General features: G+C 67.0%; 3 protein-coding genes. All 3 read left to right on the forward strand.

The window, feature by feature from the left end; genetic code table 11:
* Positions 1 to 743: inositol-3-phosphate synthase (locus tag ABW137_RS28945; RefSeq protein WP_526405203.1), on the forward strand; the 743-nt coding region annotated here is incomplete at its 5' end.
* Positions 744 to 775: 32 nt separating this feature from the next.
* Positions 776 to 1,681: an Rv0045c family esterase gene (locus ABW137_RS28950; protein WP_526405205.1), complete on the forward strand. Its 906-nt coding sequence runs from the start codon at positions 776 to 778 to the stop codon at positions 1,679 to 1,681.
* Positions 1,682 to 1,793: 112 nt separating this feature from the next.
* On the forward strand, positions 1,794 to 3,004 hold a 1,211-nt coding region (locus ABW137_RS28955; protein WP_526405207.1), incomplete at its 3' end, for a PhoX family protein.

Here is a 3,004-nt window from a genome sequence, read left to right on the forward strand (position 1 = left end):
AGATCTCCGACACCGAGTCCGTCGACGTGGTCAAGGCGCTCAAGGACGCCGAGGTTGACGTCCTGGTGTCCTACCTGCCCGTCGGTTCCGAAGAGGCCGACAAGTTCTACGCCCAGTGCGCCATCGACGCCGGCGTGGCGTTCGTCAACGCACTGCCCGTCTTCATCGCATCTGACCCGGTGTGGGCCGAGAAGTTCCGTGCCGCAGGCGTTCCCATCGTCGGCGACGACATCCAGAGCCAGGTCGGCGCCACCATCACCCACCGCGTGATGGCGAAGCTGTTCGAAGACCGCGGCGTGCAGCTCGACCGCACCATGCAGCTCAACGTGGGCGGCAACATGGACTTCCTGAACATGCTGGAGCGCACCCGGCTGGAGTCGAAGAAGATCTCCAAGACCCAGGCCGTCACCAGCAACCTGCAGCGCGAGTTCAACACCAAGGACGTGCACATCGGCCCGTCCGATCACGTCGGCTGGCTCGACGACCGCAAGTGGGCCTACGTCCGCCTCGAAGGCCGCGCCTTCGGTGACGTTCCGCTGAACCTGGAGTACAAGCTCGAGGTCTGGGACTCCCCCAACTCCGCAGGCGTCATCATCGATGCGGTACGCGCGGCGAAGATCGCCAAGGACCGTGGCATCGGCGGCCCCGTCGAAGCGGCATCGGCGTACCTGATGAAGAGCCCGCCCAAGCAGATGGCCGACGACATCGCGCGCACGCAGCTCGAAACCTTCATCGAGGGCTGACCTCTCTGCCATTCGTCGCGTAGAAAAGACTCGTGGTCAGCCCCCATGTGTCCGACGACGAACTGCTCGGTCTCGACGAGTTCGCCCTGCTGCCCGAGAACGCCGAACAGATCGGTGCGACCGGTCCGCTACCGCCCGTCGAACGCGTCGAATCGGGCGCCATCAGCGCGTTGAAGTGGGGCGCAGGCGACCCGAAGATCGTGTTCCTGCACGGCGGCGGGCAGAACGCCCACACCTGGGACACCGTCGTCCTCGGGCTCGGCCTACCCGCGCTCGCCGTCGACCTTCCTGGGCACGGCCGCTCGGCGTGGCGCGAGGACGGCGACTACGGACCCAAGCAGAGCGCCGAGACCCTGCGACCGGTGCTGCGCGAGTGGGCACCTCGGCCCCTGCTGATGGTCGGCATGTCCCTTGGCGGGCTCACCGCGCTGCGCCTCGCCGCCACCGAACCCGACCTGGTTCCCGAACTGGCGTTGGTCGACGTCACCCCATCGGCCCCCGAGCGCCACGAACAGATGACGAAGGCGCAACTCGGCGCCGTGGCACTCGTCCAGGGCGAGCGCAACTTTCCCAGCTTCGCCGCCATGCTCGACGTCACCGTCGCTGCTGCGCCGCATCGAGATCGGAAGTCGTTGCGCCGCGGCGTGTTCCACAACAGCAAGCGGCTCGACGACGGCACCTGGACGTGGCGCTACGACGCCTTCCGCAAGGGCGGCGGCTTCGATGGGCTGTGGGACGACGTCCCCTCGATCGCGATGCCTACGACGTTGATCCGCGGGGCGAATTCGCTCTTCGTCAATGACGAGGACGCCGACGCGTTCGCCAAGGCCGCCCCCGGCTTTCGACGCACCCTCGTCGTCGCGGATGCGGGCCACTCGGTGCAGGGCGACCAGCCTCAGGCGCTGATCGACATCCTCCGCGGACTCCTGGCCGGCTGATCGCGTAAGACTCCGTTCACCTTCTGCTTCACAGTTGATCAACAGCACGCCGTAGGTTTTCGACGAACTGGCCACAGCCCTGGCCGGTAACCGTTGGAAGGATCCATTCCGCATGGCCTTGATGCCGTTGAACTTCTTCGTCCAGCACGACGGCCGCTCGTCGCGCCAGCACATCACGTGCCGCTACAAGTGCGGCGATGCGTGTTCCAAGCCGGTGCCCAACACCAGCGACAACGAGTACCTCGGCGAGGTCGTCAAGCGGGTGTCGCGGCGCGCGATGCTACGGACGACGGGCGTGACCGTGCTCGCCGTCGGCGCCGGATCCGCCCTGGCCGCGTGCGCCACCGACTCCCAGCCCGCAGCGTCGTCGACCCCCTCGAACCCATCCGCGGTGCCCGCCGAGACGCCGCCCGGCATGGCATTCGCGTCGGTGGCACCGAACAGCGAGGACGCCGTCGTCATCCCCGAGGGCTACGAACAGGGCGTCGTCATCAGCTGGGGCGACCCGATCCTCCCCGGCGCCCCCGCGTTCGACGCGAAGGCGCAGACCGCCGCCGCGCAGCGCCAGCAGTTCGGCTTCAACAACGACTTCGCCGCCTTGCTGCCGATCGCGGGACAGGCCAACCGCTTCCTGCTGGTGACCAACCACGAATACGCCACCCCGCAGTTCATGTTCCCCGGGTTCGACGCCAAGGCACCCACCCGCGAGCAATACGAGATCGAGATGGCCTCCATGGGGCTGTCAGTCGTCGAGGTCGAGCGCGCTCCCCAGGGTGGGCTGCGGCCGGTGATGGGCTCCTACAACCGCCGCATCATGCCCGACACTCCGTTCACCCTCGTCGGCCCCGCCGCGGGAACCGACTTCGTCAAGACCGCCGCAGATCCGACGGGCCGCACCGTCGCCGGTACCTTCGCCAACTGCGCCGGTGGCGTAACCCCTTGGGGCACGGTCCTTTCCGGTGAAGAGAACTTCAACACCTACTTCGGCGCACCCGAGGGCGGGCCAGCGCCCAGCCCCGTCGTCGCCGATCAGCTCAAGCGGTACGGCGTCGCGGTCGAACCGAGCGAACTGCTGTGGGAGACCTTCGATCCGCGTTTCGATCTGGCCAAGTCACCCAACGAGGTCAACCGGTTCGGCTACGTCATCGAGGTCAATCCCTGGGACCCCAAGTCCACGCCGGTCAAGCACTCCGCGATGGGTCGGCTGAAGCACGAGGGCGCGACCATCTACGTCACCGACGACGGCACCGTCGTCTCCTACACCGGCGACGACGAGCGCTTCGACTACATGTACAAGTTCGTGTCGAGCAAGAAGATGGTGCC

The sequence above is a fragment of the Mycobacterium sp. genome (genome assembly GCF_040509115.1).
Classification (GTDB): Bacteria; Actinomycetota; Actinomycetes; order Mycobacteriales; family Mycobacteriaceae; genus Mycobacterium.